This is a genomic window from Acinetobacter sp. TAC-1 (assembly GCF_029025845.1).
GTDB lineage: Bacteria > Pseudomonadota > Gammaproteobacteria > Pseudomonadales > Moraxellaceae > Acinetobacter > Acinetobacter guillouiae.
In genome coordinates this window covers 1,090,206-1,111,629 of sequence record NZ_CP118892.1, presented here as the reverse complement: position 1 = coordinate 1,111,629, position 21,424 = coordinate 1,090,206, and the positions used below count along the sequence as shown (strand labels likewise).

At 37.1% G+C, this 21,424-nt stretch carries 22 protein-coding genes; 10 read left to right on the top strand and 12 right to left on the bottom strand.

What is annotated here, in order from left to right:
* Window positions 1-120: 120 nt before the first annotated feature.
* From PYV58_RS05105 to PYV58_RS05080, 6 genes are all read right to left on the bottom strand, one after another.
* Window positions 121-528: a PIN domain-containing protein gene (locus PYV58_RS05105; protein ID WP_034610761.1), complete on the bottom strand. Its 408-nt coding sequence runs from the start codon at window positions 526-528 to the stop codon at window positions 121-123.
* Complete coding sequence (locus PYV58_RS05100) at window positions 525-776, bottom strand: DUF6364 family protein (protein WP_034610758.1); 252 nt, start codon at window positions 774-776, stop codon at window positions 525-527. The genes PYV58_RS05105 and PYV58_RS05100 overlap by 4 nt, the downstream gene beginning before the upstream one ends.
* Before the next feature lie 438 nt (window positions 777-1,214).
* Entirely contained in the window at window positions 1,215-2,051 is an 837-nt protein-coding gene (locus tag PYV58_RS05095) for a hypothetical protein (RefSeq protein WP_034610755.1), read from the bottom strand.
* A gap of 62 nt (window positions 2,052-2,113) precedes the next feature.
* On the bottom strand, window positions 2,114-2,608 hold the full coding sequence (locus tag PYV58_RS05090; RefSeq protein ID WP_034610752.1) for a DinB family protein: 495 nt from the start codon (window positions 2,606-2,608) through the stop codon (window positions 2,114-2,116).
* A 294-nt stretch (window positions 2,609-2,902) separates the two neighbouring features.
* Entirely contained in the window at window positions 2,903-3,424 is a 522-nt protein-coding gene (locus tag PYV58_RS05085) for a hypothetical protein (RefSeq protein ID WP_004717436.1), read from the bottom strand.
* A 555-nt stretch (window positions 3,425-3,979) separates the two neighbouring features.
* Complete coding sequence (locus PYV58_RS05080; RefSeq protein ID WP_155768669.1) at window positions 3,980-4,162, bottom strand: hypothetical protein; 183 nt, start codon at window positions 4,160-4,162, stop codon at window positions 3,980-3,982.
* Between the two features lie 85 nt (window positions 4,163-4,247).
* Between PYV58_RS05080 and PYV58_RS05075 the strand changes: the two genes are divergently transcribed.
* Window positions 4,248-5,240 (top strand): putative solute-binding protein, encoded by a 993-nt coding sequence (locus PYV58_RS05075; protein WP_034610746.1) that lies wholly within the window; start codon window positions 4,248-4,250, stop codon window positions 5,238-5,240.
* A 54-nt stretch (window positions 5,241-5,294) separates the two neighbouring features.
* On the opposite strand, the gene PYV58_RS05070 is transcribed toward PYV58_RS05075, so the two are convergent.
* The 3 genes from PYV58_RS05070 to PYV58_RS05060 form a co-directional block, all read right to left on the bottom strand.
* Complete coding sequence (locus tag PYV58_RS05070; protein WP_034610743.1) at window positions 5,295-6,326, bottom strand: hypothetical protein; 1,032 nt, start codon at window positions 6,324-6,326, stop codon at window positions 5,295-5,297.
* A gap of 267 nt (window positions 6,327-6,593) precedes the next feature.
* A complete protein-coding gene (locus tag PYV58_RS05065; protein WP_034610740.1) occupies window positions 6,594-8,666 on the bottom strand; it encodes a M13 family metallopeptidase in 2,073 nt (690 codons plus the stop codon).
* A gap of 211 nt (window positions 8,667-8,877) precedes the next feature.
* Window positions 8,878-9,762: a LysR family transcriptional regulator gene (locus PYV58_RS05060; protein WP_004717443.1), complete on the bottom strand. Its 885-nt coding sequence runs from the start codon at window positions 9,760-9,762 to the stop codon at window positions 8,878-8,880.
* A gap of 164 nt (window positions 9,763-9,926) precedes the next feature.
* Here PYV58_RS05060 and PYV58_RS05055 point away from each other — a divergent pair, with 164 nt between their 5' ends.
* Complete coding sequence (locus PYV58_RS05055) at window positions 9,927-10,508, top strand: chromate transporter (RefSeq protein WP_034610738.1); 582 nt, start codon at window positions 9,927-9,929, stop codon at window positions 10,506-10,508.
* Window positions 10,509-10,514: 6 nt separating this feature from the next.
* Window positions 10,515-11,033, top strand: coding sequence for a chromate transporter (locus tag PYV58_RS05050; protein ID WP_004823357.1), 519 nt, complete (start codon window positions 10,515-10,517; stop codon window positions 11,031-11,033).
* 162 nt (window positions 11,034-11,195) lie between these two features.
* On the opposite strand, the gene PYV58_RS05045 is transcribed toward PYV58_RS05050, so the two are convergent.
* The gene (locus PYV58_RS05045) at window positions 11,196-11,666 is read right to left on the bottom strand and encodes a hypothetical protein (protein ID WP_034610733.1); all 471 of its coding nucleotides are present in this window, start codon (window positions 11,664-11,666) and stop codon (window positions 11,196-11,198) included.
* Window positions 11,667-11,815: 149 nt separating this feature from the next.
* Between PYV58_RS05045 and PYV58_RS05040 the strand changes: the two genes are divergently transcribed.
* The 3 genes from PYV58_RS05040 to PYV58_RS05030 all read left to right on the top strand — a co-directional run bounded on the left by PYV58_RS05040 (window position 11,816) and on the right by PYV58_RS05030 (window position 15,230).
* Complete coding sequence (locus PYV58_RS05040; protein ID WP_034610731.1) at window positions 11,816-12,394, top strand: DJ-1/PfpI family protein; 579 nt, start codon at window positions 11,816-11,818, stop codon at window positions 12,392-12,394.
* A gap of 196 nt (window positions 12,395-12,590) precedes the next feature.
* On the top strand, window positions 12,591-12,779 hold the full coding sequence (locus tag PYV58_RS05035; RefSeq protein ID WP_004823360.1) for a hypothetical protein: 189 nt from the start codon (window positions 12,591-12,593) through the stop codon (window positions 12,777-12,779).
* Between the two features lie 216 nt (window positions 12,780-12,995).
* Window positions 12,996-15,230, top strand: a complete 2,235-nt coding sequence (locus PYV58_RS05030; protein ID WP_275059714.1) for a TonB-dependent siderophore receptor — start codon at window positions 12,996-12,998, stop codon at window positions 15,228-15,230.
* A 97-nt stretch (window positions 15,231-15,327) separates the two neighbouring features.
* On the opposite strand, the gene zigA is transcribed toward PYV58_RS05030, so the two are convergent.
* On the bottom strand, window positions 15,328-16,554 hold the full coding sequence (gene zigA / locus PYV58_RS05025; RefSeq protein WP_034610878.1) for a zinc metallochaperone GTPase ZigA: 1,227 nt from the start codon (window positions 16,552-16,554) through the stop codon (window positions 15,328-15,330).
* A gap of 305 nt (window positions 16,555-16,859) precedes the next feature.
* A complete protein-coding gene (locus PYV58_RS05020; protein ID WP_034610722.1) occupies window positions 16,860-17,618 on the bottom strand; it encodes a D-Ala-D-Ala carboxypeptidase family metallohydrolase in 759 nt (252 codons plus the stop codon).
* A gap of 110 nt (window positions 17,619-17,728) precedes the next feature.
* Between PYV58_RS05020 and folE2 the strand changes: the two genes are divergently transcribed.
* The 4 genes from folE2 (at window position 17,729) to PYV58_RS05000 (ending at window position 21,254) form a co-directional block, all read left to right on the top strand.
* A complete protein-coding gene (gene folE2 / locus PYV58_RS05015; protein ID WP_034610718.1) occupies window positions 17,729-18,631 on the top strand; it encodes a GTP cyclohydrolase FolE2 in 903 nt (300 codons plus the stop codon).
* Between the two features lie 51 nt (window positions 18,632-18,682).
* A complete protein-coding gene (locus PYV58_RS05010) occupies window positions 18,683-19,243 on the top strand; it encodes a hypothetical protein (RefSeq protein ID WP_004717461.1) in 561 nt (186 codons plus the stop codon).
* Window positions 19,233-20,588: a dihydroorotase gene (locus PYV58_RS05005; protein WP_034610714.1), complete on the top strand. Its 1,356-nt coding sequence runs from the start codon at window positions 19,233-19,235 to the stop codon at window positions 20,586-20,588. Before PYV58_RS05010 ends, PYV58_RS05005 begins: the two co-directional genes overlap by 11 nt.
* A 252-nt stretch (window positions 20,589-20,840) precedes the next feature.
* The gene (locus PYV58_RS05000; protein ID WP_034610712.1) at window positions 20,841-21,254 is read left to right on the top strand and encodes a MerR family transcriptional regulator; all 414 of its coding nucleotides are present in this window, start codon (window positions 20,841-20,843) and stop codon (window positions 21,252-21,254) included.
* The last annotated feature ends 170 nt before the right edge of the window (window positions 21,255-21,424 follow it).

Genomic DNA, 21,424 nt, shown 5'->3' with positions numbered 1-21,424 from the left:
AAAGAAAATCCGTTTTAGAGCGGGTTTTCTTTGTTTAAAGGATTTATATGTTGAGTTTTTAAAATTTGGCATACATTTAAATCTATTATTTTTCTCATTTTTTTATCTGGCAAAATACCCTCAGCCGATAAAAGCACTCGGTAAAACAACACTTATTTCAGCAAATTTATAATCCTGAATATTTCTCGTCACGATTTTGCTACAACCAAAACTCAACGCAGAAAAATATTGAATTGCATCTTCAAAATCAGAAAACTTAGACACCAGCGCTTGAGAAATCCCAACATGATCAACAGGGATAATCACCAAGAATTTTAAAAGTTGTTGAATAAAAAGACGCGCTTTCTCATCACAGCCCAACTTACGCAAAATATAATAAATATTGGCAACACTGTTCGAAGAAATACACCCTGTAAAATGCCCTTTCTCACACAGTGCTACAACAGTTTGACTTGCCTCAACAAAAGGCTGGCGGGCTAAAGCCACATCCAAAATTACATCAGAATCAATAAATATTCGCTCGGTCATTTATGTTTTTCCATACGAGCTTCAGAAAGCAATGCCTTATAATCTTGCCCTTGGTCTTGAATGGCAAACATCCCCGTCAAACTTCCAGTAATAGGCGCTTGAACATCACTCGAAATTTCAGTGTGTGCTGAAATACGATCTAAATAAGCTTCAACCAAACTCGAAACACTCTGCTCATGTTCCTGAGCATAAAGTTTCGCCCGTTCAATCACTTTTTTATTTATAGACAAGGTCAATTTCGCTTGCATAAGATTTCACCTCATACGTATCATTTAATTAATTATACGTATTGGTTAATTTTTAACAATTAAATTTTAACCAAATTAGACAACGATTGATTTCACAATACCTAACTTATTTCTAATATCAGAAAACAAAAATCATCTGTTATTTTTAAACTATCAAAGCGCTCTACGCTCAGGTTCATACTGATGAATAAAGACCGTATATGTATGGGCAGAATGATACTATTCAATAGCAATCTTATAGTTCATAAAATATATACCCTGAGTTTTTAAAATCTCTCCCAGATATCCAAATAGATTATTTCTTTTCGATGTCATTTTTTGTGAGAAGGTTCTCTCACCCCAACCCTCTCCCAGAGGGAGCTTCATATGATCTTAATCATGCTATTCATCCAACAATGAATGTTCTCCCTCCGTTTACGAGATGAGGAGCGATACTGATCATTTATTATTAAACCAATAATCCCATTTCTCACGATCAACGCCAAACTGGCCTTGCCACCATCGTGTTGGATAGTTCACATCATCATTTCTAATTGGGCGATGTACCCTTTCTGGATAAGTCACATATTTATCTGCATAGCCAAAATGCTTATCATCATGCAAAATACCAATCACTCCAAAAATCTCTAAAAGCCCCAAACGCTCATCGTCATTGGACTTGAGTGCTTTAGAAATACTTTTTTTAAGTTGAACTATTCTGTCATTGGGTTGAGCTGTTTCTATTATCGTTTTGAGTTCATTGAGAATGTTGTAATCTTCATCGCTTGGTTCAACGACAGGAAATTTAAGAAATTGTTCCAAATCAAATAAAACAGAAATCAAATTGTCTGTACAGCTTCCATGTTTGTATTTAAAGAAATTGAGTGTATTAAACTCAATGAGTCTTTCAAACTCATACGTATATAGCCCACAAACTGCACATATATTTGAGTTTGGTTCTGGACTGGAAACAAAGTCATGTTCAATCAAACTTTTACCAATACAGTAACTTGATAAAAAAGATCGATACTCCAATCGTCTTGTACTTAGACTGTAAATAAATGCATCCACCACAGATTGCTTTTCAATTTGATTAACTGCTGTTTTTATTCTTCGACAGATTTCATTGTGACTTATTTTTTCTTGTTCAAACATAACGGAATGGCTTTTTGCATATTCAAACTCATCTTCAGTAATGAATTGCATGTATGTATCCCAATAAAACCAGCGCTCTAAATTTTGATCCTGCGAGCTTTTAATAGTTTTAAGTAAAATTTTGACTGCTTTCTTGTCCATGTTTATTTATCTATTCACTTAAATTTTTTAATTCAACATCTTACATATATCATGATAATGATTTATCCCACTCTACGCTCAGGTTCATACTGATGAATAAAGACCGTATATGTATCAGCAGGATGAACCACCTGAGCATGATGTAAAGCATGCGCGATATTGCCTCTATGGTATGTTCCATGATTGATGATATGAAAGAGGATCTCTTCTATTGAAAGACTGCCCGTTTTTTTATCTATAAATTGAAAATGAATAATTTCAGCAAGTTGATTCGATTCAATATTTTGTACAAATTCAATAAACCATAAATGTGATTTATCAATTCGATCCTTGAGTTCATCTAAGGAGGGTAAAAATTCTGTATTGGTTTGGGTGTGCAACGCTTTTTTGTTTTCTAGCCGAGATCTAAATAACTCTTCGACAATGATCATATGATTGAATTGTTGCTTGGCAAAATTATAATCTTCTAAATATTGCACTTGATCAATTTGATCTACGGCTTTAAATAAGCGCTGATCTGACCATTGTTTATATAAAAAGAGTTTTTCAAAATTCATTAAATTGACCTAAAGCTTTCTTTGAATCAAATCATCAAGATAACATGCAATCACTGAAAAAACCCGATCTTTTAAATACCCTCAATCACCAATTTTTTACAGACCAAAACTCAATCTAATTTTAACAATGCCACTTTAAACAAGCTTTCTTGATGCATTCATTCCACTCCCCAAACCCTTTCAATAGTAAGAGGAGGAGCTGCTTTGAGATTTCTATAATGACTTCAATTGAATCATGAAGATTCCCACTCCTTTAAACAGAGAAGAAGTCTTGCTCCGTAAAGGTAAAGTGATTTATGGACGAATCACACCCAACTTATTCCAAATATCAGGGGTTAAAAAAGTCATCACCAATTTATTTAAGTCGACATATCGCAATACACCCTGTAACTGTTTTTTCACTTCAGGGTTTTTAATAATATCTTCACCTGTCGTACGACCTAACTCTTGGAAACTGTCACCTACTGCTTGCACACCTTCAGCTGCAATCACTGCTTTGGTCTGTGCGGCACACTGCTCTACAATCACCCGTTGTAAAACCTGAGCAAACTTTTGATCGAGTTGTGTTCTTTGCGCATCACTGACATTACTCAATGCTTTTAGATCGGGGTGCGTAGATAGTGCAGCAAAGGTCCACTGCAATACTGTAGTTTTATCTGTTGCTGTAGTTGCTTTTACCAAACAATCGCTAAGTTGATCAACAGTTGGCCCTGCGACAGCAAATTGTGCTGTTCCCATTAATGCCGTCGCCATAAATACAGAACGACCCATATGGGAAAATTTAGAATGCATTGAGGAGAAAATTTGGCGTGACATAAACAAAGTCCAATTCGAAATTAAATCCTTTGTATCACAAGCGCTACCTATTCGCCTGTTATGACTCTGTAACTTGAATTACTTCTCATTACAACAAGATAAAATCAAATACTAGATAAATGGAAAAACTGAACTTTCCATAATCATCCGATAGAGGCAGATGACAATCCTCACCTAAAAGAGTGAAATCATCGCGCCTTAACATAATTAAAAATACAGTTTAGAATAGGTCCAAACTTTATATTCAAAATTAAAAACAACGTTCAATGACAATTCTACAAATTACGCTTTCCTGCTTAGGTATTTTATTCTGTATTTGGCTCTATGCGCTTATTTTCTACGAAAACGTACTTCGCCTTAACCTGACAAAACTACAAAAATGGTGGCAGTCGAATAAACGCAATCCTTTCATGGCAATATTCAATTTCATTTGTAGAAAGATCATAGCTTTAATTCAATGGGTCGCCTATATTCTTAAAAAAATATGGAATTTTCTCAAAGAATTTATTGCAGAAATAATTGGTCAACTAATTATTCGATCTATTCTCAATATAGTTAAAGCAATATTTCACTTAATTGCTCGAATTTTTGACTAGATAAATTTGCTATAAAATAGTGGCTTATTTGCTGTACTAAACTGGATTCAATATTTATGTTGTATTTAAAAATAGAAAGCATCTCAAATCTCAATAGATAATCCACACCCAAAAAACCTACATTTGTTGGATTTTCTGACATAAAAAACAATCCTCATGGTCATTAGTTCATCAATAGCACATACGTTTTAATAAGATATGCCATAACTGTTTATAGGGAAATATATATGAAAATGGTTCAAACTCTCACAATAACTACTTTATTCGCACTTTCGATGCCTGCTTTTGCAAAGCAAGTTGTATGTGTTTTTGATCCGGTTGGTAAAGCAGGTGATGCATATGCCCTAGCTAAAGATTATGCACTTGAAGCAAAAAATTGGGGTGCTGATATAGATTTAAGAGCCGTTACTGACGAAAGGCTCGCTGCAGAAGACTTAAAAGTGGGTAAATGTGATGGTGCCATTATCAGTGGTTTACGTGGTCGCCAATTTAATAAATATATTGGCTCCTTAGATGCGATCGGTGCATTAACGGATATGAAAACAGCCATTTCAGCCTATAAATTATTATCTTTACCCCGAGCAGCGGAAAAGATGATCAATGGCCCTTATGAAATTGCAGGATTAGGTACAATTGGACCAGCATATCTATTTGTAAATGACAAAAATATCAACACATTAGCCAAAGCTGCTGGTAAAAAAATTGGAGTGTTCCGTTATGACGAAGCGCAACCAAAATTGGTTCAACAAGTGGGTGCACAAGCTGTTTCTGTTGATGTCACCAGTGCAGGCGCTAAATTTAACAATCATGAAATTGATATCCTTCCTGCACCGGTTGTTGCATTTAAACCCTTTGAGCTCTATAAGGGCTTAGGAGAAAAAGGCGGCATCGTAAAATTCCCACTGACTCAAATTTCGGCCAATTTTATTATTCGCAAAGACAAATTCCCTCAAGGCTTTGGACAAAAATCTCGAACTTGGGTCGCAAGCCAATTGGGTAGAACATTTAGCATCGTAGCCAAATATGAAAAAGAAATTCCTGCAAAATATTGGATGAATATCCCTGCCAATGAACAACTGAACTATATCAAAATGATGCGTGAATCTCGTATTGCACTGACTAAATCAGGTAATTATGATCCACAAATGATGAATTTCCTCAAAAAAGTTCGTTGTAAAGAAAATCCGAGTAGTTTTGAATGTTCGTTGAATGATGAATAACGCTTTTCATTTATTCGGGTGTTTCACTTCGTTGAGGTGAAACACCTTATTCCATTACTTAATCTGCTTTAGCATATGTTTAGCAACTGCATGATTTTGATTACCCGCCAAATTCTGCAAAATTCGTTTGGCTCGATCTTGCGGATTAGAAAAGCGCTGACTATAACTTGGCACATTGGTTAAACATCTTGCTACCAATACACCTGATTCAGCATAGACATTAATTCCACTTGTTCCATGCAAGCGCCCATAATTATAAGCACGTTCAGCATTGTTACAGGCATTGATCTGATTTTGTCCACGTCCTAACTCTTTACGCGCAGAAATATATAATTGCATCTGTTGTGACTGCGGTGTCGTTATTGTTTTTTCAGGCTGAAGCTTTTCTTTCACTTCCTCTGCAACTGCGGCGACTGGCTTTTTTTCTTCCATGACTTTAACAGGGGCAGTTTTTGCTACGCTGTTGATAGCAGCATTTTTTGAATTGTTTGTTTTTATATCAGTGCTTTTTACATCACTGCTTTTTGAATGACTATTTTTAGATTTCTTTTCTTGGGCAACTGCCGCCATATTGCTTTTGTTGTTATAGAATTTATTAAGCTCATCCAAAGATAAAACTTTCGTTTGCAAATTTACAACTCGGGTTCCAGTTTGGTCGAGTTTACGTTCAGATAAAGGTTCGATGGATACATACCATTGCTGACCATTACTTTCAGTACATTGGTATGCACCGATCCCCTGTTTAACACTGCTATAAGTATTTAATAATTTTTTTGCCCAAATATCCTTAACCGAACTCATTGTGCTTTTTTGCACTTGAGAAAAATGACCACCTTTGGCGCTACAATAACGGCTTAAGTAACTTTTCGGTGTTAAAGACTGCACCTGCTGATCGCTTTGTTTTGATCCCCAATCATAAACATATTCTTTAGATGCACTATTATTTTCATTAATATTGTGCTTATCAATGAGCTCTTGAGCAGAAGCATATTGTTTAAAAGCATCTGATGTTGATGTATTTATGGTTGTACAACCCTGCAATACAAAAGCGACCCCACCCAACAATAAGAATGTTTTTAAATTCACCGGACATTTCTCAATTATATTTATGCATAAAAATATCTTAAAATGCCCAAAACAACAAACTTATTACATTGAATTTATTGACTATTTATCGAAATAAAGTGATAAGAAAATCACATAAAAAATGATTAGAGATAATCAATTAAGTTAAAACTTAAAAAGCTCTATCTAGACATCTATTCCAATGCCATTTTTTATACAACATGTGAAAAAAATATAAAAAAGCCTGCCAAATCTTGATACGGCTTGGCAGGCTTTTAGGTCAGATTATTACCAAATGGTCACGCGTTTATTGGCAGGTAAATACATTTTATCGCCCTGCTGAATGTGAAAAGCATCATAAAATGGCGCTTGATTTAGCAAGGTGGCATTGCCACGAACCTTATCAGGTGAATGCGGATCTCTTTTTAAGAATTCAACTTGCATTGCATCAGTAATTTTAGAACGCCATGCTTGTGCCCAACCAATATAAAAGCGTTGTTCACCTGTTAAATTATCCAACACTGGCGCAGCCTTGCCATTTAAAGACAGTTGATAAGCTTTATAAGCAATCGCCAATCCAGAGTTATCAGCAATATTTTCACCTAAGGTTAACTCACCATTGACATGATAACCTTTGATTGGCTCATAAGCGTTATATTGAGCAACCAATGTATTGGTTTTTTCTTTAAATTTTCGATGGTCTTCTGCCGTCCACCAATTTTTCATATTGCCCAATTCATCAAACTGACTGCCTTGGTCATCAAAGCCATGACTGATCTCATGTCCGATAATTGCCCCAATCGCACCATAGTTCACTGCATCATCGGCATCCATATCAAAGAATGGAGGTTGTAAAATGGCTGCTGGAAAGACAATTTCATTTAATGAAGCATTGTAATAAGCATTGATGGTTTGCGGTGTCATGCCCCATTCATCACGATCAACAGGCTTGCCCAATTTATTCAAGGCATATTGATGTTCAAATTCACGTGAACGGATCACATTACCAATCAAGTCATTATTTTTGATTTCTAAAGCTGAATAATCACGCCATTTGTTTGGATAGCCAATTTTCACCGCAAAACTTGCTAACTTTTTCTGCGCCTGAACTTTCGTGGTTGGGCTCATCCAATCCAGTTTGTCTATGCTTTGAGAATAAGCTTTCATTAAGTTTTGCACCAAGACTTCCATGCGTTGTTTTTTCTCAGCAGAAAAATACTTTTTCACATAAATCTGGCCCAAACTTTCACCTAAAGTTCCCTCAACCAATTGCACACCACGCTTCCAACGTGGTTTCTGCTCCTTAATTTCTCTGAGCTGTTTGCTATAAAAATCAAAGCTATTGTCTACGAAAGCTTGACTAAGCAATGATGAAAAATCACTGACTAAATGAAATTTAAAATAAGCTTTCCAAACCTCTAGTGAGGTATTGTCAACAATTGGGCTTAACCCTTTGAAGTAACTTGGTTGAATGACTTGTATGGTTTTAATCTTATCGGACAATTCTTGTTTTTCTAGATAAGTTTGCCAATCAATTTTTGGACTAAGTTTGGCTAAGTCTTGCGTTTTATAAATATTATAGAGTTTTGTTACATCACGGTTTTGAACATTACTCCATTGTATCTTGGCGATTTGCGTTTCTAATTTTAAAATCCCTTGCGCATGCTGGGCGGCTTGCTTGTCTCCAGCTAGGCTTAAAGTTTTTTCAATATACTTTAAATATTGCGAACGGATTTTCTTAAATTTGGCATCATTTTTTAAATAATAATCACGATCAGGTAACCCTAAACCACTTTGCCCAAGCATTGCCACCATTTCAGTTGAGTTTTTCATGTCTTGGTCAATACCCACATCAAAAGGGCTGGTTACACCAATACGTGAAAAATGTGCGGCCAATTGCGCAATATCTTTTTTACTTTTCAATGCATCAACATTGGTAATTTCCGCTTGAATCGGCTGAATACCCAATGCTTCAATACTTTTTTCATCCATAAAATTGGCATATAGACTTGCCACTTTTTGCTCTGAACTTCCTTCCACCAATTGCTGTTTTGAAAGCTCATCGACAATATCATGCAATTGTTTTAATGATTCTTCATGCAAAATATCAAAAGTTCCCCAACGTGATTTATCCGCAGGAATTTCGGTATTTTTCAGCCATCCTCCATTTACATGTTGATAAAAATCATCATTTCCTTTTACATTTTGATCAAAATATTGATGATCAATCCCCGATTTTTTTTGATCTTTCACAATAGCTGAAGTGGTTTGAGTGATTTGCCCTGTTGTTTCAGCCCATACTGGTGCAGATGACAACATGATTGCAGATGCTAAAACACTTTTTACAAATCCAAGTTTCAAAGCGATATCCTCAATTCTATTTCTAAGGTTTGAATTTAAAACAATAATAGTAATCTTGAGCTCAGACTTTATGTGTAGCAAAAATGCAATGATTCACTGATTTTGTTTTAAAGATAGAGTTTCAAAGCATAAATTATTCCAAAATAGCTCAAACATTCAAAATATATAAATCCACTTATTTAGTTGGAGCTTTAGCAAGTCAACCTATAAATTAAACGAGCAAATTTAAAATATGTTTTAAACGGATATTTTCTGCATCCTGCTTATAGACTGCATAAATTGGTGCAATACACGGCGTATCCGCTTTAAGCGCTTTGTAAATAATTTGCTTGTTCCAAAAATCTCGAATGGCCTCTGGAACAATCGACAAACCAATCCCTGCTGCAATCAAATTTAAACTCGACGTTAAACGTGGGGCTTCTTGAACAATCTTTGGACTAAATCCAGCCTGATAACAGCTGGCCAAAATATTATCAAACAAGTCTTGTCCTGCTAAACGGCGATACAGTACAAAATCATAAGGCTCTAAATCAAGTAATTGGATGGCATCTGGATGTTCAGCTAAGGGGTGATTATTGGGCAGTGCCACAATTAAAGGCTCATCAAGTACATGCAAACTGGTGAGTCCCAAACCAATCGGCGCAGGCTTACGCAAAAAAACGATATCGTTCTTTTCATTGATAATCGAATCAATCAATGAGCTACTGCCATCTTCTTCCAAATGAATAGACACCGCTGAAAATACTTCACGAAAATTACGCAGTAAAGCAGGCAAAAAGGAATGTAAGCCGACTGAGTTGGTAAAACCAATATTGATTTGCCCTTCCAAACCTTTAGAAATATTTTGCACACGTTTGGGAATAGCTTGTGCATGCGCAAGTATGGTAAGTGCCTCTTGGTATAAGGCCTTACCCGCTTCAGTTGCTTCTACGCCACGCGGTAAACGCTTCAATAAATCTGTGTCTAATTCATCTTCTAAGTTTTTGATAATTCGTGTTAAAGGCGGTTGCTGCATATTCAGACGTACCGCTGCCCGAGAAATATTACTTTCCTCAACCACAGCCACAAACGCATTAAGCTTATGAATATCAATCATCTTTTCGCCTCAATATCGATCTTTTCATTTTTATCGTGCTAATTCACGTTTAAAGCATACTTTTTAGGTATGAATAACAGCAAAAATAGCATTTTTCTTTATGACTCAACAAGCAGATAATCACATTCAAGCCAAGTACATCACAGCAAATTGAAGAGGTCTAAATGAATACTGAAGCAATCCCAATGGAACAATCCATGACCACACCGAATTGCAAAGCATTATTTTTAGGCTTTATGAAACTTGGCCTCATGGGATTTGGTGGGGTACTCCCTCTCGCACATCGTTTAATTGTAGAAGATCAGAAATGGTTAACATCTGAAAAATTTACCGACTTGTTGGGTGTCTGCCAAATCTTACCCGGTGGAAATATTGTAAATATGGCAGTGGCGATTGGTTATGACTTTGCTGGAGTAAAAGGTGCGATTAGTGCGGTATTTGGTCTTATGCTGGCCCCGACCATTATTGTTATCTCGTTGTACCAGCTATATAGCAGCTTTCAAGATATCCCAATGGTGCAACACATGATTCAAGGTTTAGCTGCCGCTGCTGCGGGTCTACTGTTTTCGACAGGTTTTAAGATGTTAAAACCAATTATGAAAAGTAAGCTGACCTATTTCACCATTATCTTGACCATTATTTTTATGCTGTTGATTAAATTGCCCTTGGCACTGACGCTGTTGATTTTAATTACCGTGAATATGGCAGTTTTAGCATTTAATCAAACTAAAGTGACTCAGGAGTAAAATAAGATGTATGTTCTCATCGCACTGACTTTAGTGTTTACTCAACTGTCTTTATTGGCCTTTGGTGGCGGGAATGCCATCTTACCTGAAATGCAACATCAGGTGGTTGTGATTCACCAATGGATGACTGCTGAGCAATTCAGCTCTATGTTTGCAATGGCACAAGCTGCACCAGGTCCAAACATGATGATTGTTCCCTTGGTGGGATGGCATGTCGCAGGGCCTATGGGATTGATCGTGACGTCTTTTGCAAAGTTTGGTCCGTCTTCAATCATCACCATTTATGCACTTAAATTTTGGAATAATTTTAAAAGTCATCCACTTCGGGCGAAATTTGAAAAGGCGTTAAAACCTATTACAGTCGGTTTGGTTTTAGTCAGTGCTTGGATTATTGCCCAAGCCTCTGCTCAAAATATTTTACTGATCGCAATCGTCGCCATCACCATTTGTCTAAGTCTGTTTAAGAATGTTCATCCAGTTTGGTTAATGGTGATTGGTGCTGGTACAGGTGCTTTAATTCTGTAGATATTGATCAAGACCACCTACGCAGGTTCATTCATAAAAATTCAGTCAAGACATCTCCCTCCCTCTAAGCCATGTATCACACAAAGCAAAGAGGGAGAAAATTTATAATGCATAAGAGATTTAAATCGCGACTGCTCTATAGAGCTTAATTTATCTATTTTACTACTGATTTTCTAAATCACGTTCACGGCAAGAAAGCTCATAATATTCTGCTGTTGGTAATGCTTTTAGTTTAAAACCATAATAATTACTGGCATCTGCTTCTACTTTGCTTAATGAACACTGGTTGGTTTTGACAAATTGAGTCAAGAGTTTCATATCACTCTTTTTAGCTAAAACCGCTCCCCAGCCCTCGCTGACACAACATCCAGCATACTGTGTCATATATTCGTCTGATAGCAGTGCAACCGTTTGCCCCATAAATTGAAGCGGTTTTTTTAATTTATATACATCATTATAGTCATTTCTTGAAATATCCGGTTTTTTATTGATGAGCCCCTGCTTTTGCATCTTTTTAAAGCTTGGAAACTGTGCAGATGCCTCGCCCATTCCTCTATACACTGTTTCTTCTACCGCAGCATGGCTGCTCATGGTAGCCGCCGCAATCACTAAACCCAATAGATACTTTTTCATATTTTTCTCATTCATCACTGAATACAATTTTTATTACAGTTAAGTCTGTTAAATTAAGACTAAAGCCGTATAAATTCAACTTAAAACTGCAACTAGAGCATGCTATTTTACATGAAATAAATCATAAAATTTAAACAAAAGGTGTAAAAATGTCTAAACAAATTCTAATGTTAGTGGGTGATTATGTTGAAGATTATGAAACCATGGTTCCTTTTCAGTTCCTCACTGGATTGGGCTATAGTGTTCATGCAGTCTGCCCTGATAAAAAAGCTGGCGATACAATTGCAACGGCGATTCATGATTTTGAAGGTGAGCAAACCTATAGCGAAAAGCGTGGTCACAACTTTGCAATTAACTATGACTTTAACCAAGTCAACAGCGAAAACTACGTTGGATTAGTGATTCCGGGTGGCCGTGCACCTGAATATTTACGTATGAATGACCGAATAATTGAAATTGTTCGTGAATTTGATGCGATTAAAAAACCAATTGCCGCTGTTTGCCATGGTGCGCAACTGCTTGCCGCAGCCGATGTATTAAAAGGACGCTTATGTTCCGCTTATCCTGCATGTGCCGCAGAAGTTAAACTTGCAGGTGGGCAATATGCAGATATTGCAGTCACTGAAGCAGTCACAGATGGACACCTGGTAACAGCACCTGCATGGCCAGCACATCCTGCTTGGTTAGCCCAATTTGTTAAAGCGCTTGGTGCAACGATTACTTTATAAAATTTAAAACTGTCTAAGCTAAGTTTTCCGCTGAGAGAAAACTTAGCCTTATACAACAGTGAAACTTTAAAAATGTTTAGGCTACATAAAGCCCCATCAATGTTGCGTTTTTTAACGCTGTATCTCAGCAAAGCTCATCGCGCTATGTAATAATTATTTATAGAATTTTATGTTCAAACAATAGGTTAGTATCAAAGTGGAAATCATTGAATTACTCCAACCCGTTACCTTAAATAAAGATAATTTAGAACCAATTACTATTGAAACTGGGACTTTATTAAAGGTACTGATGGTGAATCCATCCTCATATCTTGTTGGTGATGAATCAGGTATTTCTTTTCTGGTTAATTTTTCAGAAGAAAACCGACAATGGAAAAAGATATAAGCTTATTATTTCGCAATTTATTAGTGTAAATCTACACTCAAAAATGACACCCACCACTTCATAACTTACACTTAAAAATCACATATTTAAATTAAAAAACCAACTATATCTTGTATTTATATCACCAATAAAAAGTTTAAAAATTATGTTCTATTTGTATCTTTTTGTATTCTTATTGATAATAATAACGATTCTTATTTACTAATTCCTATTCTTATGGACAATCTACGTAAACAAACGGCATTAAACATTGCAATAAAATCAATTCTTATTTGCAGTGCTATTTCCCATAGTGCTTTTGCACAAGAGCAAAAAAGTAATGAAGCGAATACTTCAGTACTCCCAACCATTACAGTTAAAGCAGATGCTCAGGATGAAAAAACTGAGGGAAGCGGAAGTTTTAAAGCAAAATCTTCAAGAAGCTCATCAAAATTAAAATTATCTTTAAAAGAAACACCACAATCTGTAAGCGTCGTCACCCGTGAACAAATTGAACAACGCGGGCTGACCATTCTGGATGATGTTCTTGCCGCAACACCAGGCGTTACCGCGACTAAAAATGACAGTGAACGTTCTAACTACTATTCCCGTGGTTTTCAAATTACCAATAGGCAAATTGATGGTATGCCTGTAGGAGACAATGCTCCCCGCTTTGATAGTTTTTTCTTTGACCGAGTTGAAGTGATCAAAGGTGCTTCTGGCTTAACTGGTTCAACAGGCAGCCCTTCTGCAACCATCAATATGGTACGTAAGCGTCCTGAAAAAGAGTTTAAGGGCAATGTCAGCTCAACTTATGGCTCATGGGACAATACCCGTGTTGAAGCAGATGTATCCATTCCACTAACTCAAGATGGCAGTGTTCGAAGTCGATTCATGGCAGCGTATACCGATAAAGAATCCTATATGGATCGTTATAAGCTCAAGTCCACAGCCGCAATGGGGATTATCAGTGCAGATTTAACCCCAACAACAACAGCCTCAGTCGGATTTCAATATCAAGACAACGATCCTAAAGGCTCAACGTGGGGTACAGTGCCATATTTCAATGCTGATGGAAGCAAAGCAAATTTTTCGCGAAACTTTAGTTTATCTGCGGACTGGAGTTCAATTGCTAATACCGATAAAACCGTTTTTGCCGATATTGAACATACTTTTACCAATGACTGGCTGGTTAAAGCAGCGATTGCCCACAGTTCCTCGGATAATAGTTGGATCGTGGCTTATGGTGGTAGTGGCTTTCCAGACCCAAACACAGGTAAAGGCTTAAGTCTATGGAGTATGGTCAGCCCTTATGCTGAAAATAAAAAACTCAATTTAGATCTTTATGCAACAGGGCCATTTCAATTGTTAAATCGCCAACATGATTTAATTATTGGCTATAGTGGTTTTAAAGGTGAAAGTACTGAATTAGATGTGACTCCAAGTATTAATTATCCAGCAGTCATACCAGATTATCATAATTGGACAGGTAATATTCCAAAGCCCACTTATGAAAAGAATGGGGCTGGAAAGAAAACAACAACTGAACTATATGGTTTATATTCGACTTTGCGGTTAAATTTGGCAGATCCACTTAAACTTATTTTAGGTGCACGTTATAGCTCATATGATTATAAAGTCGATGAGTGGAATCGCAATACTCTCCCTACAAAACCACGTAGTTTTGACCAACTGATTCCTTATGCAGGAATTTTGTATGACATCAATGATACCTATACCGCTTATACCAGCTATACCAATGTGTTTAACCCTTCATCCAAACAAGATCGTTACGGTGACTATTTAGATCCTGAAATGGGAAGCACCACTGAGCTAGGAATTAAAGCAGATCTATTAGATGGTAAGTTATTGACCAGTGCTGCTTTATTTTGGTCAAGTGTCAAAGATCTTGCCGTTGTAGATGCAGAATATCCCGATGACGTACAAAACGGCACTATTCCCAAAGTCAATGGTATGGAAACCGCTTATATGTCATCAGGCAAAGGACTTAAAGTCAATGGTATTGAGTTAGAAGCCATTGGAAAGTTACAGGAAAATTGGAATCTTAGCTTCGGCTATACCTATGTAAATAGCGTGAGTTCTGCAATTTCTAATGCTTTAACAATTACTCCACAAAATCAGTTAAAGTTATTTAGTAGTTATACCCTTCCAGCGAACCTCTGGACAGGTTCAGAAAAACTAACTTTCGGTGGTGGATTGAATTGGCAAAGTGAAATCTCACAAAAATGGGGGCGAGCTCCTGCAAATGCCTATAACGATGGTGTAGTCACACAAAAGGCCTATGTATTGGCCAATGCTTTTGCCAGTTATAAGTTAAGTGATGAACTGACTGCAAGTGTGAATATCAATAACTTATTTGATGAAAAATACTATTTAAATGTAGGTTTCTATAATGGTGTTTATTGGGGGGAACCACGTAATGTGACTTTCACCTTAAGAGCGAAATTTTAATAAAATATAAAGCCAAGCATGAGCGTATAATTAAAAACGCTCATGCTTGCAAGTATTCTCGGCAATGCTTTGGCTGAATTGAATGGATCATAATGAATTAATGGCTAATGATAGAATCAGTCCACCCACTAAAAGGATTTTCAAACTCTTGCCATTTTTCTGCGCCTAACGCCATTTCATCATCGTTTAATAAACAATCATCAAATTGACGAATAAGTTCAGATTGATCCATCTGCATCCCAATCAACACGATTTCTTGTTGTGCATCACCTGTTTGAGCATCCCAGCTTTGTTGAATTGCATCTCGACTTTGTTGATCCGTAGGCCAATGTTCGTCTGGCACTGCTGCCCACCAATATCCAGCAACACCATGGCGTGCCATCGCCCCTGCTTGAGACCAAGATCCAGCAAACTCGGGATTTGAGGCTAACCAAAAAAAGCCTTTGGAACGGATTACGCCTTTCCATTCGGAGTTGATAAAATCAAAAAACCGTTTTGGGTGAAAAGGTCTGCGCGCTCGATAAACAAAATTATTGATTCCATATTGCTCTGTTTCAGACGTATGCTCACCTCTTAATTCCTTTAACCAACCCGGAGCTTGTGCCGCTTCGTTAAAATCAAATAGCTGGGTATTTAACACCCGATCAAGATTCACCTTGCCAAACGCAGAAACTTCAATTTTTGCTCTTGGGTTTAAAGACTGCAAAATGCCAAATAATTTTTCCTGCTCGTCTTGATCAATCAAATCTGTTTTATTCAATAGAATCACGTCACAAAACTCAATTTGATCAATCAGTAGATCAACAACATTTCGCTCATCTTGTTCACCTAATGATTCACCGCGCGCTTGTAAGCTATCCAGCGAACTATAATCTTTTAAAAAGTTATAAGCATCGACCACGGTCACCATTGTATCTAGGCGGGCAAACTCATTGAGAGAAATCCCATTTTCATCTTCAAAGGTAAACGTTTCTGCAACAGGGAGTGGTTCAGAGATCCCTGTAGATTCAATCACCAATTGATCAAAACGCTGATCCTGTGCTAAACGACGTACTTCAACCAGTAGGTCTTCTCTTAAGGTACAGCAGATACAACCATTACTCATTTCAACTAACTTTTCATCTGTTCTTGAAAGCTCAGCACCGCCCTCTCGAACTAAAGCAGCATCAATATTGACCTCCGACATATCATTCACAATCACTGCAATTTTTCGGCCTTCACGATTGTTTAAGATATGATTGAGTAAGGTGGTTTTTCCAGCCCCTAGGAATCCAGAAAGCACGGTGACGGGAAGTTTTTGCGGAGTGGCTAAAAGAGTATTCATTGGCATTCTCACTTTATATTTTTGTGTTTTCATATCGAGATCGACATGAAAATACTGACTGAATAACTCCAAACAGATCGCTTTAGAGTTAAATTTTAGCTGTGCTTGCACATACATTTTCAACACTGCAATTTGATGATTCGGTTTTAATCATTCGGTGATGATTACAGCGTTTATCAAGTTGCTATAAATCTAAGCTGAGGATTGAAAAACATCAGGATTTAGATTGTTTAATAGCGGATACATATGTGTCGCTTGAATTTCTCGTATTAAAAGTTGTCTGATGTCACGGATGAAATTTGACTTCATGGCGATTCACTCACTTTTTTATTGTTGCCAATTAAAGCGTTATTGATACATGGTGATGAGCTATAGCGATGGTCTGCCCCCCAAGTACGAAAACCTGCACTATCAATATGAATCTGTCCTGATGCATAGACGCCTAAGCCCATGTGAAGTTCCTCACCAGAATCCAGCCAAAATTGACATAATTTTGCTTTGCGCTCTTGAATCATCAGCTGTTGGTTTAAGTCCGGATTTTCATCACCAATACGAAAATCTAATGCGGCATTAAAAATATGTTTGGATGAAGCAGCGCCTTTTGCACACTGATTAAGCTTGAAATTTCGATAGACAGAAGTCACGCTAAACTGGGTTAAAATTTTTTCATCCACAAGACGATTTAAAATTTTTAATGTTGGCACAATATTGCCCCACAGCTCTTGTGGCGGAACTTCAAATTCAGATGCATCACATTGTTGCCAATCTCTGGCTGTCTGTAAAAATTCAAAAGTAGGAATATAAGCAGAAATACCTTGTTGCTTTAAAAAGCGCTGATAAGCCTGAACTTTTTCAGCATTTTCCGGTTCACTAAGCCATTTTAAATAAGCAGGCGGCAGATTTTTTTCTTGTTTTAAAATACCTTGCTGCTGAGGAAAGTCTACCTTTAATGGCACTTGTGGTGACGCTTGCTGAACTGTACGCATAGCATGAATTGTATTTGAGTTGTTTTGACTACATGCAGAAAGGCAGAGTATGAATCCGATCAAATATTTTTTGTTCATCTCAATTTGCAATGATCTCATAGCGTAAATTTAACTCAGATGAGTAGTGTTGATTAATATTGTTATGTTATAACATAACAATATGTATTTCAACTTAAGCTATTCCCCCTATGAATCTTGTTCTTCCAGATGTTTCGGCTGAATCCTCACTCACAAGAAACTATTACTACCCACTCGATTGGGTCGGTATGGAAAAAATCGCGCTTCCGCTTTATCTCGAAAATAGTCTTTGCCAAAGCCAAGTAAATGCTTATGTCAGTTTGGATGATGTGTTTGCCAAAGGTATTCATATGTCGCGCTTGTATACCCGACTTTTGAAATTGAGCACGATCAAAAATTTAGCGCTACTTGATATTAAAGACGCTTTATTGGATTTCTTAGCCAGCCATAAAGATTTATCAGCACATGCCAAAATCGAAATTCATAGTGAGCTTTATATCGAGCGCCCTGCCTTAGTCAGCCAATTGTCTGGCTGGAAAAGCTATCCTTTTGTGTTGTCCTGCCAGCTTTTAAAAGATGATTTTTATGCTGAATTAAAAGTCGAAATTCCCTATTCATCTACTTGTCCTTGTTCCGCAGCACTTGCCAGAAACATCATTCAACAAAGATTTGCATCCGCATTGGAAAATCATGAGATTCAGTTAGACCCACAAGAAATCCTCAGTTGGCTAAATAGCACAGATGCAATTGCAGCAACACCTCACAGCCAAAGAAGTTTTGCTCAGTTAAATTTCAAATTAGATCAAAACATTCAGTATATCCCACTGATTTTATTTATTAATCAGGCTGAACAAGCCTTGATGACACCCGTACAAACAGCAGTAAAACGTATCGATGAACAAGCCTTTGCTGTTGCGAATGGTCAAAACCTGATGTTTTGTGAAGATGCATTAAGACGCTTGTATGCCACATTTATCCATCATCCCAGCATTCTAGGCTTTAACTTTAAAGTGATTCATGCGGAAAGTTTACATGCTCATGACGCAGTTGCTCAGGGCGCTTGGCAATGGTAATGCCTTATCTCAACCACCCTCATTGTTTAACTTATTTAAAATGGTCTAGTCATGCTTAGAAAAAACCCATCTGGTGATCTCCCTGTTATCGATCAATCAGCCTATGTTGACCAAACAGCGATTATTTGCGGAAAAGTCATTATCCATGCCAATGTATTTATTGGACCTTATGCAGTGATCAGAGCAGATGAAACCAATGACGCGGGTGATATGGAACCCATCATTATTGGTGCAAATTCCAATATTCAAGATGGAGTGGTGATTCATTCCAAAGCGGGGGCAGCAGTGATCATTGGTGAAAATTCTTCAATCGCGCATCGCTCTATTATTCATGGTCCCTGTGAAATTGGACATCATGTTTTTGTAGGCTTTAACAGTGTGTTATTTAATTGCACAGTGGGTCATCACAGCGCGATTCGTCACAATGCAGTGGTTGATGGGCGTGATTTACCCGATCATTTTTATGTACCTGCAATGAGTTATATCAATCCCAAAACCGATTTAAAGCAATTTCCACCCATTGATATTTCAATCAGTGAGTTTTCAGAAAGCGTTGTCAGTACCAATATCAAACTGGTTCAAGGCTATAAGGCATTGCACAATGAGTTTTAAAAATTCGCCCAATCTTATTATTCGTAATGCCAATATTGTCAATGAAGGCAAGCAGTATTATGCAGATGTACTGATTCGACATGGACGGATTGAAAAGATTCATCCTAATATTACAGGGGCTTATCATGCGAAAAATATAGATGCTGAAGGTTCGTGGTTAATTCCTGGCATGATTGATGACCAAGTTCATTTTCGAGATCCCGGCGCAGCGCATAAAGGCAATATTGCTTCGGAATCAATGGCAGCAACGATTGGTGGAATCACCAGCTATATGGATATGCCAAACACCAATCCAGCCACCTTAACTCTAGACGCTTTGACCCAGAAAAAGCAGATTGCAAAACAACATAGTCGGGCCAATTATGCTTTTCATTTTGGAGTTAGTGCGCATAATTTAGATATTATTGAACAGCTTGATCCCAAATCAATCAGCGGTGTTAAAGTTTTTATGGGCGCTTCTACGGGTGATATGCTCGTCGATGATCCTAAAGTTTTGGAACGCTTATTTGCAAATGTTCCAACGGTTTTATTGACTCATTGCGAGTTTACCCCTGCTATTAAAGCCGAAGAAAATTTCTATTTTCAAAAATATGGGGAAAATATTCCAGCAGAAATTCATGCGCAGATTAGAAATAAACATGTCTGCTTTGAAAGCTCAAAATTGGCTGTATCTTTGGCCGAGAAATATGCCACACAGTTGCATGTTTTACATATCACCACCGCGAAAGAGCTCTGTTTGTTTAAAAATCTGCCTTTAAATCTAAAACATATCACAGCAGAAGTGTGTATCCATCATCTCAGTTTTGATGATGCTGATTATGCTACTTTGGGCCACTTAATTAAATGTAATCCCGCCATTAAAACCCAGCAAGATAAAGATGCTTTGATTAATGCCCTTGCGAATAGTAATCGCTTGGATATTATTGGTACTGACCACGCCCCACATACTTGGGATGAAAAACACCAGTCATATTTTTATGCTCCTTCTGGCCTGCCTTTGGTACAACATGCGTTGCCTGCACTGATGGAACTGGTTGCAGCAGGTAAACTGAGTATTGAAACATTGGTTCAAAAAACTGCACATCAAGTGGCAGACCTATTTAGGATCAAAGACCGTGGTTATATTCGAGAAGGTTACTGGGCTGATTTAGTGATCCTTCGAGAAAATCAGCAACACATTGCAGTGAAAGATCAAAAAAACTATATGAAATGCAATTGGACACCATTTATGCATAAAACATTTGCTTATGAGGTCAGCACCACAATTGTTTCGGGGCAACTTGCTTGGCATCAACAACAGCTGTTTTTAAATTGTCAAGGACAACAACTTGAAATTAATCGTTAACATAGCAAGTAACGAATAAATGGCATGAATTTATTGCAAACTTTTGATATTTAAATTTATATTTTTTAAGTTTAAAAATCATTCATCACGACAAATGTTTAATGATTTTGATTCAATGGGAGAATTTCCACCGAAAGGACTCCCAATATTCGTTTAAACCTGATTGACCTCAACTTTAACGTTATTTTTCATCTTGCTTTTACCCGACTATAAGCCTAAAGTTAACTTTAATGTCAAGCGGAAGCCAGTAAAATGAACATTAGCGAGTTATCCAAGCTAAGTGGTTTAAGTACCCCAACGATTCGTTATTATGAACAAATCAAACTGCTTCCCAAGGCAAAACGCAAATCTAATGGTTATCGTGAATATAGTGACAATGACCTCAAACAATTATTTCTAATTCAGCAAGCGCAACAAGTTGGATTTTCATTGGCTGAAATCAAAGCCTTTCTACCGTCAAATGTAGGTAAGTGGGATCATAATATTCTGATTGGGCGACTTGAAAGTAAAATCAAAGATATTGAAGATCTAGAACAAAAGTTGTTGATCAGTAAGCAAAACCTACGCAGCATGATCACTGCAATCAATAGTAAGCCTGATGAAATCACCTGTGAAGAAAACGCCAACCGTTTACTGAATCTTTATTATGCCAATGATAAAGTTTAGACATCTTTAGCTTATCGCTAAATCGTAAAAGCGATTGAGCTTAAATCTTACTTTAAGCTCAGAATTGTGCATAGGTCATTGATAAGTGATCTATGATGTTCAAACCTTGGAGTCTGCAAAAAGATTGATCAGTATTCTCATCATTACTTTAATGGGTGATCATACCTAAG

Coding starts and splice junctions, on each gene's coding strand:
- PYV58_RS05105 (WP_034610761.1), bottom strand. CDS start 528: ATGACCGAGCGAATATTTATTGATTCTGATGTAATTTTGGATGTGGCT.
- PYV58_RS05100 (WP_034610758.1), bottom strand. CDS start 776: ATGCAAGCGAAATTGACCTTGTCTATAAATAAAAAAGTGATTGAACGG.
- PYV58_RS05095 (WP_034610755.1), bottom strand. CDS start 2,051: ATGGACAAGAAAGCAGTCAAAATTTTACTTAAAACTATTAAAAGCTCG.
- PYV58_RS05090 (WP_034610752.1), bottom strand. CDS start 2,608: ATGAATTTTGAAAAACTCTTTTTATATAAACAATGGTCAGATCAGCGC.
- PYV58_RS05085 (WP_004717436.1), bottom strand. CDS start 3,424: ATGTCACGCCAAATTTTCTCCTCAATGCATTCTAAATTTTCCCATATG.
- PYV58_RS05080 (WP_155768669.1), bottom strand. CDS start 4,162: ATGTCAGAAAATCCAACAAATGTAGGTTTTTTGGGTGTGGATTATCTA.
- PYV58_RS05075 (WP_034610746.1), top strand. CDS start 4,248: ATGAAAATGGTTCAAACTCTCACAATAACTACTTTATTCGCACTTTCG.
- PYV58_RS05060 (WP_004717443.1), bottom strand. CDS start 9,762: ATGATTGATATTCATAAGCTTAATGCGTTTGTGGCTGTGGTTGAGGAA.
- PYV58_RS05055 (WP_034610738.1), top strand. CDS start 9,927: ATGAATACTGAAGCAATCCCAATGGAACAATCCATGACCACACCGAAT.
- PYV58_RS05050 (WP_004823357.1), top strand. CDS start 10,515: ATGTATGTTCTCATCGCACTGACTTTAGTGTTTACTCAACTGTCTTTA.
- PYV58_RS05045 (WP_034610733.1), bottom strand. CDS start 11,666: ATGAAAAAGTATCTATTGGGTTTAGTGATTGCGGCGGCTACCATGAGC.
- PYV58_RS05040 (WP_034610731.1), top strand. CDS start 11,816: ATGTCTAAACAAATTCTAATGTTAGTGGGTGATTATGTTGAAGATTAT.
- PYV58_RS05030 (WP_275059714.1), top strand. CDS start 12,996: ATGGACAATCTACGTAAACAAACGGCATTAAACATTGCAATAAAATCA.
- zigA (WP_034610878.1), bottom strand. CDS start 16,554: ATGAATACTCTTTTAGCCACTCCGCAAAAACTTCCCGTCACCGTGCTT.
- PYV58_RS05020 (WP_034610722.1), bottom strand. CDS start 17,618: ATGAACAAAAAATATTTGATCGGATTCATACTCTGCCTTTCTGCATGT.
- folE2 (WP_034610718.1), top strand. CDS start 17,729: ATGAATCTTGTTCTTCCAGATGTTTCGGCTGAATCCTCACTCACAAGA.
- PYV58_RS05010 (WP_004717461.1), top strand. CDS start 18,683: ATGCTTAGAAAAAACCCATCTGGTGATCTCCCTGTTATCGATCAATCA.
- PYV58_RS05005 (WP_034610714.1), top strand. CDS start 19,233: ATGAGTTTTAAAAATTCGCCCAATCTTATTATTCGTAATGCCAATATT.
- PYV58_RS05000 (WP_034610712.1), top strand. CDS start 20,841: ATGAACATTAGCGAGTTATCCAAGCTAAGTGGTTTAAGTACCCCAACG.